Source organism: Chimaeribacter californicus, assembly GCF_002858675.1.
Lineage (GTDB): Bacteria > Pseudomonadota > Gammaproteobacteria > Enterobacterales > Enterobacteriaceae > Chimaeribacter > Chimaeribacter californicus.
Genome location: NZ_PJZF01000005.1, coordinates 223,183 through 235,414 on the forward strand (window position 1 = coordinate 223,183; position 12,232 = coordinate 235,414).

General features: G+C 64.1%; 9 protein-coding genes. 4 read left to right on the forward strand and 5 right to left on the reverse strand.

What is annotated here, in order from left to right; translation table 11 throughout:
• Nucleotides 1-2: 2 nt before the first annotated feature.
• Genes kdpD through kdpF form a run of 5 tightly spaced genes read right to left on the reverse strand, consistent with a single transcriptional unit; the run spans nt 3 to nt 7,179 of the window.
• The gene (gene kdpD / locus CYR55_RS08775; RefSeq protein WP_241522115.1) at nt 3-2,642 is read right to left on the reverse strand and encodes a two-component system sensor histidine kinase KdpD; all 2,640 of its coding nucleotides are present in this window, start codon (nt 2,640-2,642) and stop codon (nt 3-5) included.
• A gap of 41 nt (nt 2,643-2,683) precedes the next feature.
• On the reverse strand, nt 2,684-3,283 hold the full coding sequence (kdpC, locus tag CYR55_RS08780) for a potassium-transporting ATPase subunit KdpC (RefSeq protein WP_101815757.1): 600 nt from the start codon (nt 3,281-3,283) through the stop codon (nt 2,684-2,686).
• Between the two features lie 15 nt (nt 3,284-3,298).
• Nucleotides 3,299-5,362 carry a potassium-transporting ATPase subunit KdpB gene (gene kdpB / locus CYR55_RS08785; RefSeq protein ID WP_101815758.1) on the reverse strand — a complete coding sequence of 688 codons (2,064 nt, stop codon included), beginning with the start codon at nt 5,360-5,362 and terminating at the stop codon, nt 3,299-3,301.
• 21 nt (nt 5,363-5,383) lie between these two features.
• Nucleotides 5,384-7,090, reverse strand: a complete 1,707-nt coding sequence (gene kdpA, locus CYR55_RS08790; RefSeq protein ID WP_101815759.1) for a potassium-transporting ATPase subunit KdpA — start codon at nt 7,088-7,090, stop codon at nt 5,384-5,386.
• Nucleotides 7,090-7,179 (reverse strand): K(+)-transporting ATPase subunit F, encoded by a 90-nt coding sequence (gene kdpF / locus CYR55_RS08795; protein WP_101815760.1) that lies wholly within the window; start codon nt 7,177-7,179, stop codon nt 7,090-7,092. Before kdpF ends, kdpA begins: the two co-directional genes overlap by 1 nt.
• 373 nt (nt 7,180-7,552) lie before the next feature.
• Between kdpF and CYR55_RS08800 the strand changes: the two genes are divergently transcribed.
• The 4 genes from CYR55_RS08800 to CYR55_RS08815 all read left to right on the forward strand — a co-directional run bounded on the left by CYR55_RS08800 (nt 7,553) and on the right by CYR55_RS08815 (nt 12,226).
• Nucleotides 7,553-8,140 (forward strand): fimbrial protein, encoded by a 588-nt coding sequence (locus CYR55_RS08800; protein ID WP_165699553.1) that lies wholly within the window; start codon nt 7,553-7,555, stop codon nt 8,138-8,140.
• Nucleotides 8,141-8,208: 68 nt separating this feature from the next.
• Complete coding sequence (locus tag CYR55_RS08805) at nt 8,209-8,943, forward strand: fimbrial chaperone (protein ID WP_101815761.1); 735 nt, start codon at nt 8,209-8,211, stop codon at nt 8,941-8,943.
• Nucleotides 8,944-8,987: 44 nt separating this feature from the next.
• Nucleotides 8,988-11,594, forward strand: coding sequence for an outer membrane usher protein (locus CYR55_RS08810; protein WP_165699554.1), 2,607 nt, complete (start codon nt 8,988-8,990; stop codon nt 11,592-11,594).
• A 53-nt stretch (nt 11,595-11,647) separates the two neighbouring features.
• Entirely contained in the window at nt 11,648-12,226 is a 579-nt protein-coding gene (locus tag CYR55_RS08815; RefSeq protein ID WP_101815763.1) for a fimbrial protein, read from the forward strand.
• Nucleotides 12,227-12,232: the final 6 nt, after the last annotated feature.

Sequence of the window (12,232 nt, forward strand, 5' to 3'; positions counted from 1 at the left end):
GGTCAGTTCTCCTCGTCGGCATCCATTTCTAGCTGCGGCGGTGGGGCGAGCGGCAGCCGGAAACAGAACGCCGCGCCGCCTTCAGGCCGGTTGGCAGCCTGAATATCACCGTCATGAAGCGACATAATGGCACGGCAAATCGCCAACCCCAAGCCGACACCGGGAATGGCTGATTCTTTATGCCCGCGGGCGAACTTATCGAAGATCAGCTGTTCGCTGCCGGGCGGGATGCCGGGGCCGTCGTCCCACACCGTGACCGCCAGCGTCTCCGGCTGCACCACCGCGTCGATGCCGAGCGTGGCGCCCGGCCCGGCGTATTTGTGGGCGTTCTCCAGCAAATTGACCAGCACCCGCTCAATCAGCCCGGCATCGCACTCCACCAGCACCATCTCCGGCGGCAGGTTCAGCACCAGCCGGTGGCTGTCGAGGAACGGCTCCAGCGAACGCAACGCGCTGCCCACCAGCTCCTCCAGCGCTTGCCACTCTTTACGCAGCTGGAACCCGCCGGACTGGATGCGCGCCATATCCAGCAAATTATTCACCAGCCGGGTGGTGCTCAACACCTGCTGGCGGATCTGGCTGGCCTGCGGCGCGTGCGGGGAGTGCGCCGCCGCCAGATCCAGCGTCAGAATCTCCGCCTGCCCGAACAGCACCGTCAGCGGCGTGCGCAGGTCGTGGGAGAGGGCGGCCAGCAGCGAATTGCGCAACTGCTCGCGCTCTGCATCCACCCGCGCCCGCTCCGTCTCGGCCGCCAGATGCAGCCGCTCCAGCGCATTCGCCAGCAGCACGGTGAACGTCTGCAGCAGCCGTTGCTGTTCCGGCACCAGCAACTGGCGCAGGTGGGTGGGCTCCACCGCCAGCAGGCCAAAGACGCGGCGGGCGGTGGTCAGCGGCAGCAACTGGTAGGGCACGCCGGGCAGGGTATCGGTACCGGCCCCGGCCGGGGCGCGGGTGTCAAAACTCCAGCGGGCGATGGCCGGGTCGATCGGGCCGGGCGCGGCCCCCTCTTCGCTGAAAGGCTGCAACACGCCCTGGGCGTCCGGCAGAAACACACTGACCCGCGCCGGGAAGCCGCTGGCGACCACGCGGCAGCCGGTACGCGCGACATCTTCCGGGGTCAGCGCCTGGCTGAGGGCGGTGGAAATCTCATACAGGTGCCGGGTGCGCTGTTCGCGGTAGCGCGCCACCCGCGCCTGATAGCGCACCCCGGCGGTGAGGTTGCCGATCACCAGCCCGACAATCAGCATCACCGCAAAGGTCACCAGATACTGCACATCCGTCACCGCCAGCGAGCCGCGCGGCTGCACGAAAAACAGGTCAAAGCTCACCACGTTCAGCAGCGCCGCCAGCGCCGACGGCCAGCGGCCAAAGAACAGCGCCACCACCACCACGCCGAGCAGGTAGAGCATCACCAGATTAGAGGGATCGAAACCGGGCAGCAGCCATTGTGCCGCCAGCGTGATCAGCGCGCAGAGCGCCACCGCCATTCCGCAGCCCTGCCACTGCCGCCGCCAGCGGCCGGCCAGCGGGCGCGGGTCGGGGGCCGCGGGCGGGAAGGGGGCGTCTGCCAGCGGCACCAGCAGCAGATCGGCATCCGGGGCCAGCCGCGCCAGCCGCTCGCCAAAACTGCGCCGCCAGCGGCGGGGCGACGGCGGCCGCCCGGCGACGATTTTGCCCAGGCTGTGCTGGCGCGCATAGCGCAGCAGCGCCTGTTCCGGCTCGGGATCGGCCAGGGTGGCGGTCTCCGCGCCCAGCGCCTGCGCCAGCTTCAGCGCCTGTAAAATGGCCCGCCGCCGCGCTTCCGGCAGCCGGTGCAGGCGCGGCGTTTCAGCATAGACGGCGTGCCAGTCGCAGCCGAGGCGCGCCGCCAGCCGTGCCGCCACCCGCACCAGCTTCTCCTGGCCGCCGCCGGGGCCGATGCATACCAGCAGCGCATCCCGCGCATGGCGCAGCGCCTCGCTCTCCGGCCCCTGCCGCAGTTCGCGCATCTGGCCGTCCACCCGGTCAGCGGTGCGGCGCAGCGCCAGTTCACGCAGCGCAATCAGGTTGCCCTTGCGGAAGAAGTGCTCAATCGCCCGCTCCGCCTGGCCGGGCAGGTAGACTTTGCCCTCCTTTAGCCGCCGCCGTAAATCATCGGGCGGCAGATCCACCAGCACCACTTCGGTCGCCTGATCGAATACCTGATCGGGCACCGTTTCCCGCACGCGGATGCCGGTGACCCCGCCGACCACGTCGTTAAGGCTCTCCAGATGCTGCACGTTCACGGTGGTCAGCACATCGATCCCGGCGTTCAGCAGCTCGTCAACGTCCTGCCAGCGCTTGGGGTGGCGGGAGCCGTCGACGTTGCTGTGCGCCAGCTCATCCATCAGGATCAACGCCGGGCGGCGCGCCAGCGCGGCATCCAGGTCAAACTCCGGCAGCGGGCGGCCCCGGTGGGTAATGCGCCGCAGCGGCAACAGCGGAATGCCGGCCAGCAGCGCTTCTGTCTCCCGGCGGCCGTGGGTTTCCACCACGCCAATCAATACATCCAGACCGGCGGCATGCAGCCGTTGCGCCTCCTGCAACATGGCGTAGGTTTTCCCCACCCCGGCGCAGGCACCGAAAAAGATTTTCAGCTGGCCGCGCGGGCGGGCGTTGGCCATCGCCAGCAGGGCGTCGGGGTCGGGGCGCGCAGGCACCTCATTCACGATGACTTATCCTTGTTGAGCGCATCCAGGGCGCGGTTCAGTTGCAGCACATTCACCCCCGGCTCGCCGATGAAGGCCGGGAACGGGGTGTCGGTATGCGCGGCGATCAGCTTTTCCAGCACCTCTGCCGGGATCCCGCGCGCCTGGGCGATGCGCGGGATCTGCCAGCGTGCCGCCATAGGTGAGATCTGCGGGTCCAGCCCGCTGCCGGAGGCGGTCACCAGCTCCACCGGCACACGGGGCGGGCTCTGTGGGTTGGCGGCGCGCAACGCGTTGACACGTGCCGCCACCGCCTGATCCAGCGCCGGGTTACTCCCGGCCAGATTGCTGCCCGCCGAGGCCAGCGTAGCATACGGCGTTGGCGAGGTGGCGGAGGGGCGGCCCCAGAAATAGTCTGCGCGGGTAAAATTCTGGCCAATCAGCAGAGAGCCCACCGCCTGCCGGTCACGGTCCTGTGGGTCACGATAAAGCAGCGAGCCGTTGGCCTGTGCGCTGAACAGCAGGGCAGACAGCGCATTGGTCAGCAGCGGGTAAGCGATGCCGGTCAGCACGCTGAGCAGCAGTAATACCACAATCATCGGGCGTAACATCATCATCCGGTGTTCTCCTTTTTACGCCATGCCCAGCAGGGTCAGCAGCAGGTCAATCAGCTTGATACCGGCAAACGGCACCAGCAGCCCGCCCAGCCCGTAGATCCAGAGGTTGCGCCGCAGCAGCGCCGCCGCGCCCATTGCGCTGTAATGCACGCCCTTCAGCGCCAGCGGGATTAAAAACACAATCACCAGCGCGTTGAAGATCACCGCCGACATAATGGCGGAGGCGGGCGAGTGCAGGTGCATCACGTTCAGCGCGTTGAGCTGCGGATAGGTGGCGGCGAACGCCGCCGGGATAATGGCGAAATATTTCGCCACATCGTTGGCGATGCTGAAGGTAGTCAGCGAGCCGCGCGTCATCAGCATCTGTTTGCCGATGTGCACCACCTCGATCAGCTTGGTGGGGTTGGAGTCGAGATCCACCATGTTGCCCGCCTCTTTCGCCGCCTGGGTGCCGGAGTTCATCGCCACCGCCACATCCGCCTGCGCCAGTGCCGGGGCGTCGTTGGTGCCGTCACCGGTCATCGCCACCAGCCGCCCTTCGGCCTGATACTGGCGGATCAGCGCCAGCTTGGCTTCCGGCGTCGCTTCAGAGAGAAAATCATCCACCCCGGCCTCGGCGGCAATCGCCGCGGCGGTCAGCGGGTTGTCGCCGGTGATCATCACGGTTTTAATGCCCATCTTGCGCAACTGGGCGAACCGCTCGCGGATGCCGCCTTTCACGATGTCTTTCAGCGCCACCACGCCCAGCACCCGGTTGCCGTCCGCCACCACCAGCGGGGTGCCGCCCTGGCGCGCCACGCCCTCCACCAGCGTATTCACATCTGCCGGGAAGCTGCCGCCGTTGGCCTCGACATGGCGGCGGATGGCGTCCACCGCGCCTTTGCGCACCGAACGTTCGCCGATATTCACGCCGCTCATGCGCGTCTGGGCGGAGAAGGGCACAAAGCTGGCGTTCAGTGTGGCGAGTGAGCGCTCGCGCAGGTTAAAGCGCTGTTTCGCCAGCACCACGATGCTGCGCCCTTCCGGCGTCTCATCCGCCAGCGAGGCGAGTTGCGCCGCGTCCGCCAGATCCTGCTCGCTTATGCCCGGCGCAGGCAGGAAATCCGAGGCCTGCCGGTTGCCGAGGGTGATGGTGCCGGTTTTGTCGAGCAGCAGCACATCCACATCCCCGGCGGCTTCCACCGCGCGGCCGCTGGTGGCGATCACATTCGCCCCCAGCATCCGGCTCATCCCGGCCACGCCAATTGCCGACAGCAGCCCGCCGATGGTGGTCGGGATCAAACAGACCAGCAGCGCCACCAGCACCGTCACGGTGATGGGCGTCCCGGCCTGCCCGGCCATCACGCTGAACAGCGAGAACGGGTAGAGGGTGGCGGTCGCCAGCAGGAACACAATCGTCAGCGCAATCAGCAAAATGGTCAGGGCGATCTCGTTGGGCGTTTTGCGCCGTTTCGCCCCTTCCACCATGGCGATCATCCGGTCGAGGAAGGTGTCGCCGGGGTTGGCGCTACAGGCGATCACCAGCCAGTCGGAGAGCAGGCGCGTGCCGCCGGTCACGGAGGCGAAATCCCCGCCGGACTCGCGGATCACCGGGGCAGACTCCCCGGTGATGGCGCTCTCATCCACCGAGGCGCCGCCCTCCAGCACTTCGCCGTCACAGGGGATGGTGTCCCCGGCTTCCACCAGCACCCAGTCGCCTTTGCGCAGGCTTTCGGCGCTGACTTTCTCCTGGGCGGCATCCGGTTGCGGGGCAGCGAGTTTTTTCGCCCAGTTACTCTTTTTCACCCCTTTCAGGCTGGCGGCCTGCGCCTTGCTGCGCCCTTCGGCCAGCGCTTCCGCCAGGTTGGCGAACAGCACGGTAAACCAGAGCCACAGGGCGATGCCGCCGGTAAAGGCGCTGTCGCCGCGCCGGTTCACCAGCCCCTCCAGCCAGATAAGGGTGGTCAGCACGCTGCCGAGCCACACCACGAACATCACCGGGTTGCGCCACTGGGTGCGCGGGTCAAGTTTCTTCAGGGCGTCCGGCAGGGCGGCGCGCAGCAGCGCCGGATCACGCAGCGCAGAATGTTTACGGGTCATTGCGTCAGTTCTCCGCCGTTCTCAGTGGGCCGCCGCGTGCAGCGGGGCCGTTATCATAAGCAGGTGTTCCGCCACCGGGCCAAGCGCCAGGGCAGGGATAAAGGTCAGCGCGCCGACCAGCAGCACGGTGCCGACCAGCAGGCCGATAAACAGCGGCCCGGCGGTGGGCAGGGTGCCCGGCCCGGCCGGCTGGCGTTTTTTCGCCACCAGCGACCCGGCGATCGCCATCACCGGCAGGATCACGCCGAAGCGGCCAAGGAACATCGCCACCGCCAGCAGCAGGTTATAGAACGGCGTGTTGACGCTCAGCCCGGCAAAGGCGCTGCCGTTGTTATTGGCGGCGGACGACAGGGCGTAGAGCACTTCGCTGAAGCCGTGCGCGCCGGGGTTGAGGATGCCCGCCCGGCCGCTTTCGGTGACCAGCGCCAGCGCAGTGCCGAGCAGCACCAGCGCCGGGGTGACCAGAATCGCCAGCGCGGTCATCTTCATCTCACGCACGTCGATCTTCTTGCCGAGGTACTCCGGCGTGCGGCCAATCATCAGCCCGGCGATAAACACCGTGAGCAGCACAAACAGCAGCATGCCGTAGAGGCCGGAGCCGACGCCGCCGAACACCACCTCGCCAATCTGCATCAGCCACATCGGCACCAGCCCGCCCAGCGCGGTAAAGGAGTCATGCATCGCATTGACCGCGCCGCAGGAGGCGGCGGTAGTCACCACCGCGAACAGCGACGAGGCGAGAATGCCGAAGCGCGTCTCTTTCCCCTCCATGTTGGCGCTGCTGTCCGCGCCCAGCGCGGTAAAGTGTGGGTTACCGGCCAGCTCGGCGTACATCACCACCACCACGCAGACCACGAAAATCAGCGACATCGCCCACACCAGCGCATTGCCCTGGCGGCGGTCACCCACCGCCTCGCCAAAGGCGAAGCAGAGCGCGCACGGGATCAGGAAAATCGCCAGCATCTGCACCAGGTTGCTCAGCGCGGTCGGGTTCTCAAACGGGTGGGCGGAGTTGGCCCCAAAGAAGCCGCCGCCGTTGGTGCCGAGCATTTTGATCGCTTCCTGCGAGGCCACCGGCCCCATCGGCAGCAGTTGCGCGCCGCCCTCCAGCGTGGCGACATGCTGGTAAGGGGCGAGGTTCTGCAACACGCCCTGGCTTACCAGAAACAGCGCCATCAGCAGCGACAGCGGCAGCAGCACGTAAAGGGTGATGCGCGTGAGGTCAACCCACGCATTGCCGAGCGTGGCGGCGGCGGGGCGGGCAAACGCCCGGATCAGCGCAAACGCCACGGCGATGCCGGTCGCGGCAGACAGAAAGTTCTGCACCCCCAGCCCGGCCATCTGGCTGAAGTAGCTCAGCGTGCTTTCGCCGCTGTACGCCTGCCAGTTGGTATTGGTAACAAAGCTGACGGCGGTGTTCAGCGCCAGATCCCACGGCAGCCCCGGCAACTGTTGCGGGTTCAGCGGCAGCGCGCCCTGCCCGAGCAGCAGTGCCAGCAGCAGCACCAGCCCCAGCAGGTTAAAGCCCACCAGCGCCAGCAGGTACTGCACCCAGCCCATCTCCTCCGGCCGGATACCGGCCAGCCGCCACACGCCGTTTTCCAGCCGCCGCAGCCCCGGCCGCGGCGTGCCCTCAATCAGCCGTGCCAGCCCGCTGCCGAGCGGCCGCGCCAGCAGCAGCAACACCAGCATAAAACCGGCAATCAATCCTGCGCCCTGAGCCGCCATCAAAATGCCTCCGCCCGCAGCAGGGCATAAATCAGGTAGACCAGCAGCAACAGCACCAGTACCGCACCCGCGATTACGCCGACACTCATGTTTCTCTCCTGTAAAAAAAGGGAATATTTTCCAATGTGGGACAGGAGCAGCCTAAAGCGCAGGGGGCAAAGAAGATGAAAAAAGGCGGGAGCGGGGTGTAAAAAAAAAGTAAAAACGCCCGGTTTCAGGCGTGCAGAAAAGAGACGGGAATAAGGGGTGAGCCTGAAAAAAACAGAAAAGCAATGCGCGATAACTGTGTTATGTGGTACAGTAACTATATGATATTTAAGCAATATTTAATAAATGATTAAGCAGTAATTGATTGCCCTCCTATCTATTAAAAACCATATTGATCCGGAAATTGGAATGGGGAAAAAACCTGCGTTTTTTCTCTCTGGCTATTCACTTCTCCTTTTTAAAACGGATGTAGATATGAAAATAAATAGACTCGTTATTTCCGCGCTGGCACTGGCTATTACGTCTGCGACGGCCTACGCGGATACGGATGTGGGCCTGATCACTTTCGACGGTGCCGTCACCGATACCACCTGCAAAATCACCACCAACAACGGCGTCGAGGCGAACAACATCACCATCAGCCTGCCGGTGGTGAAAAAAGCAGATGTTGCGGCCGCCACGCTGGATACCCGCGGCGTGGGCGCGAAAGAGTTTGAACTGAAACTCACTGACTGCCCGACAGATACGACCAAAGCCAGCGCCACCTTTACCTCCCAGCAGTTCGCGGAGCTGACCAACGGCACGCTGAAAGCGGACCCAAGCGTCGCGGGCGCGGCGCAAAACGTCAGCCTGGCGCTGTTCAATAACACCGAGGAAGACCAGACCCAGGTGAAAGTCGGTACGCCGGACGCCGCCACGCAAGTGGCCGCCATCACGGGCGGTGAAGGCTCATTGGCCTTTATGGTTTCCTACGTGCCCAGCGCTGACTGGGTCGCGGGCACCAACGATATCGTCTCCGGGAAAGTGACCAGCAACACCACCTTCACCATGAGTTATGAATAAGCCATAACCGGTTGGCCCCGCCGCCCGCCGGGCGGCGGGGATGTTCATCATCCATTCGCGGGACTTTTATGTTTTCTTCTACTCCCACCCCGGCCGCCATGGCGGCCCTGTTTGCCGCTACCCTGTCGGCAAGCTACAGCGCACAGGCCGATATTGTGTTGTCCAGCACCCGGGTTGTGTATGCCCAGTCGGCGAAAAATGTCACGGTTAACCTGATCAATAAGGGCGTAAACCCGCTGCTGGCGCAGGTCTGGCTGGATGATGGCCGCGAGGACGCAAACCCACAGACGCTGAAATTGCCGTTCATCCTGACGCCGCCGGTGTCACGCCTCGATCCGGGCAAAGGGCAGACGGTGCGCATCACCTACCTGGGGCAGCCGGTCGCGCAGGACAGGGAAACGCTCTACTGGTTCAACGTGCTGGAAGTGCCGCCGAAACCCAACGCAGATGAGAAACAGAGCCTGCTGCAACTCGCCTTCCGTACCCGCATCAAGCTCTTTTTCCGCCCCGACGGGCTGAAGGGGAGTGCCGCGGCGGCCGCCGGCGGCCTCAAATGGTCATGGGGTGAACAGGGCGGCAACGTGGCGGCCACCATCCGTAATGACTCGCCTTACTACGTGGTGCTGCACAGCGGCGACTTTGTGCAGAACGGCAAAAAATACCCGCTTGATCTGGCGCAGGTGGCGCCGTTCTCCACCCTCACCGCCCCGGTGAAGGGGTTGTCAGCGCCCGGCAAAGGCGTGGTGAAATTCAGCACCATCAATGATTTCGGCGGGTTAAACCAATACGAAAGCCCGCTGTAACGCCCCGCATCAGGGGACATTTTCAGGCAAGGATGGGTGTCACCGTGTCAGCAAAAAAATTCTCCCGCCTCTTCTCTGCCGGCGTCTGGGTGGTCTGCCTGGTGAGTGTCAGGAATAGCCAGGCGGCGGCCGATGTGGAGTTCAATGAGCAGTTTCTTTACAACACCGGGTCACCGGTCGAACTGAGCCGCTTTGCGCGTGGGAACCCCGTGTTGCCGGGCACTTACCCAGTCACTCTCCAGCTTAATAACGTGCCTAAAATGACCGGGGATGTGACGTTTCTGGAGAACGGCACCCCGGTCGCCACGCCCTGCCTGACGTTGCGCCAGCTGATGCAGCTGGGCATCCAAACTGACGACCTGCTGCCGGCGCTGGAGGCGGAAAACAGCGCCGAGCCGCTGGAGCAGCGCTGCCTTGACCTCACACGCTACTACAGCACCGCGCAGCTGATTTACGACCCTTCCGCCCAGGTGCTGGACGTCAGCCTGCCGCAGATTTACGTGCTGCAACAACCGGCGGGCTATATCGACCCGGCGCTGTGGGATTACGGCATCCCGGCGGCGATGCTCTCTTACGATCTGAACGCCTACCAGAGCGTGAATGAGAATGACCGCAGTGAATCCGCTTATGCCGGGTTGCGTTTCGGCGGCAACCTCGGGGCGTGGCGTTTCCGCGCCCGGGGCAACCTGGACTGGGACAGCGACAGCGGCACCGACTACGACAGCCACGACATCTACCTGCAACGGGACATCCCCAGCCTGAAAGCGCAATTTCTGGTGGGCGATGCCTACACCCGCGGCGACACCTTTGGCGCGGTGAGCCTGCGCGGCATCCGGCTCTATAACGATGACCGGATGCAGCCGCGCGGCCTCTCCAGCTTTACCCCGGTGGTGCGCGGGGTCGCCCGCACCAACGCCAAAGTCACCGTCATGCAGGACGGCAACAAGGTGTATGAAACCACCGTGCCGCCCGGCGCGTTTGAAATTACCGATCTCTCCACCGCCAGCTACGGGCAGGATCTGGACGTCACCGTCGAAGAGGCGGACGGCAGCAAAAACAGCTTCTCGATCCCTTGCGCCTCCGTGACCCAGATGCTGCGGCCGGGCGCGTCCCGCTGGGATATCGGCCTCGGCCAGTACAATGGCGATGACCTGTCAGCGCGCCCGTGGGTGATGATCGCCAACGGCTACTACGGCTTCAATAACACCTTCACCGGCTATGCCGGGGTGGAATACCTGGACATCGGCTACGCTTCCGGCCTGCTGGGCGTGGCGATGAACACCCGCTTCGGGGCGATCGCCTTTGACGTGACCCACTCCTACCTGCGTGACCCGGAGGTGGCTGACGAAACGTTGCAGGGGCAGAGTTACCGCCTGTCGTACAACAAAACCCTCAGCAGCACGGACACCTCGTTTAACTTCGCGGCCTACCGCTTTTCCACCGAACACTATATGACCCTCTCGGATGCCGCCTCCCTGCACGGCGACACCGAAGTGAACGGGGACTACAACCAATACCAGCGGATGAAAAACCAGATCCAGCTCAACATCAGCCAGCCGGTGCGCATCAACGACACCGATTACGGCTCGCTCTACCTGACGGGCAGCTGGGAGGATTACTGGGGGGTGAAAGATGAGCCGACCTCACAATTCTCCGCCGGTTACAGCAATAGCTTCCGCTGGGGCAGCTACAGCATTTCCGTGCAACGCACCTATGACGAGCTGGGCGTCAAAGATGACAGCGTCTACCTCAACCTGACCCTGCCGCTGGAGAACTTCAGCCCCAGCGGCAAAGCGCCGGGCGGGTTCTCCACGCTCAATGCCGGGATGACCCTCAACCGCGACGGCAGCAGCAACGCCAGCCTCTCGGCCAACGGCAACAGTGAGGATAACCGCTTCAACTACAGCGTCAGCACCAGTTACAACCGCACCGATGAGCAATCCCTGGCGGACATCAGCGGGTACGGCACCTACAACAGCGCCTATGGCCCGCTGAGTGCCTCCGCGTCAGTAAGCGACGAGGCAGACCGCCAATACTCCCTGAGCTACAGCGGCGGCATGGTGCTGCACGGCGATGGCCTGACGCTGGCCCCGGCCGGCATCAACGACAACGAAACCCTGGCGCTGGTGCATGCCAGCGGCGCGGAAGGGGCCGGGGTGGCCTCGATGGGGCGCATCAATAGCGACGGTTACGCGGTGAACACCGGCCTGAGCGCCTACCGCGAAAACACCATCGCGCTGGACATCGGCACCCTGACGCGGGATGTGGAGATCAAAAACACCAGTACCCTCGCCATTCCGGCGGGCGGCGCGGTGGTGAAAGTCAATTTTGAAACCAACGATGAGCGCTCGGTGCTGCTGGCCCTGACGCGTACCGATCGGGGCTTCATCCCGCTGGCGGCGGACGTGCTGCTTAATGGCCGCTCCGTGGGCGTGGTCGGGCAGGCGGGGCAGGCGTTTGTGCGCGGCATCCCGGACAGCGGCGTATTGCAGGTGGCCTGGGGCAGCGGGGCTGACCAGCGCTGCCGGGTGAATTACCAGCTTTCAGCCGCCACGCCGGTGGTGGCAGGCAGCCTCTCGCTCGGCGAGCAGCCCTGCGTAATGGAAACAAAAAGTGCAAGGGAAGCAGGCCATACCGCCACGGCGAAATAACCTGCTGGGTGAGTCTGCACGGTAAGAGCAATCAGAAAACAGGAACGAGGATAATGAAGAAAATACACAGAGCGTGCCGGGCGGTGCCGCTGGCGCTGTTGGTGACCGGCGGCCTGGCCCAGGCCCAGGATGTGGAGGTGGTGTTCAAGGCCAATATCATGGAGACCACCTGTGAGATGAAAATCACCGGCGGTACCGGCGACGGCCTGAATAACACCCTGAAAATCGGCCCCGGCGGCAAAGTAGGGCTGGATAAATTGATCGCGGGAAATACGGATGCCGCCGCCACCTTTACGCTGGATATTGTGGGGTGCCCCGGCAGCCTGAAAAGCCTGAAAACCTCGGTGAATGGTGCCGCAAGTGGTTACCTTGCCACCGCCATCAGGAATAACGTTGCGGTCGGTGAAGGCGGCGCAGACTATGTCGGCGTGAGCATCGCCCGCACCAGCGCCCCGGATAAACCCTTCACAATCAACTCCCTCAATGACGGGGAACGCCTGGTCTGGACTGATGCTGAAATCAAACAGGACAAAAAGGTTAACCTCACGGCCCGCCTGACGGAAACGCAAGCCAATAGGGCGACCACCGGCCAATTCAGCGCGATGGCGACCTTCGCGTTTACTTATGAATAATGTCAC

Excerpts from the sequence above, each read along its gene's own strand:
- kdpF (WP_101815760.1), bottom strand. The coding sequence starts at position 7,179 with ATGAGTGTCGGCGTAATCGCGGGTGCGGTACTGGTGCTGTTGCTGCTG.
- kdpC (WP_101815757.1), bottom strand. The coding sequence starts at position 3,283 with ATGATGATGTTACGCCCGATGATTGTGGTATTACTGCTGCTCAGCGTG.
- kdpB (WP_101815758.1), bottom strand. The coding sequence starts at position 5,362 with ATGACCCGTAAACATTCTGCGCTGCGTGATCCGGCGCTGCTGCGCGCC.
- kdpD (WP_241522115.1), bottom strand. The coding sequence starts at position 2,642 with ATGGCCAACGCCCGCCCGCGCGGCCAGCTGAAAATCTTTTTCGGTGCC.
- CYR55_RS08815 (WP_101815763.1), top strand. The coding sequence starts at position 11,648 with ATGAAGAAAATACACAGAGCGTGCCGGGCGGTGCCGCTGGCGCTGTTG.
- CYR55_RS08805 (WP_101815761.1), top strand. The coding sequence starts at position 8,209 with ATGTTTTCTTCTACTCCCACCCCGGCCGCCATGGCGGCCCTGTTTGCC.
- kdpA (WP_101815759.1), bottom strand. The coding sequence starts at position 7,090 with ATGGCGGCTCAGGGCGCAGGATTGATTGCCGGTTTTATGCTGGTGTTG.
- CYR55_RS08800 (WP_165699553.1), top strand. The coding sequence starts at position 7,553 with ATGAAAATAAATAGACTCGTTATTTCCGCGCTGGCACTGGCTATTACG.